1 protein-coding gene and 1 pseudogene are annotated in these 577 nt (G+C 61.5%); both read right to left on the bottom strand.

The genetic code is table 11. From position 1 onward, the window contains the following. The coding region (locus ACR0IO_RS23245) for a beta/alpha barrel domain-containing protein (protein ID WP_480745238.1) at positions 1–308 on the bottom strand (308 nt) is incomplete at its 3' end. 18 nt (positions 309–326) lie between these two features. Continuing rightward, positions 327–577: pseudogene (locus ACR0IO_RS23240) on the bottom strand (phosphogluconate dehydratase); the annotation flags it as partial.

Below are 577 nucleotides of genomic sequence, written 5' to 3'. Positions count from 1 at the left end.
GCCAAGACACGATCTGTCGCGCCGGGGCTAACCGCAAAACGCGCCCCTGCGGCCTTTGCAGCCTTCATATCGGCAGGGGTCAAGATCGTGCCTGCGCCCACAATCCCACCCTCAACCTCAGACATGGCGGCGATGGCATCCAAGGCACAGGCGCTGCGTAATGTGACCTCAAGCACAGGCAGACCACCCGCGACCAAGGCACGGGCCAAAGGCACCGCATGGGCGAGATCCTCGATCACCAAAACGGGAATGATGGGGGCGTGGGCCGCAAGGCCCCGCGCGAATTTTGATTGATCTTGCGGTGTCATGGAACCCCCTTCCCTTTTCTACACGACAACACCAGCACCGCTTGAGGCGGGGCCAGCATGGGCGCGGAAGATTTCAAACAATTCACGGCCAATCCCGTGGCCATTGGCGCCGAGATCAGGTGTGACAGCGGCGCGATCTGCCAGATCAGGCACCAGAGCCTCAAGCACGCCTTTGACAGCATCTACGCGGATCGTATCGCCCTCCTGCAACCGCGCAAGGAAGCCACCATCCAACGCCTCAGGGCTGACATGGATTGCGGCAGGGACTT

This window comes from Ruegeria sp. CE12 (assembly GCF_056537525.1).
Note: the sequence above shows the minus strand (reverse complement) of the source record. Positions and strands in the feature narration are given on the sequence as shown.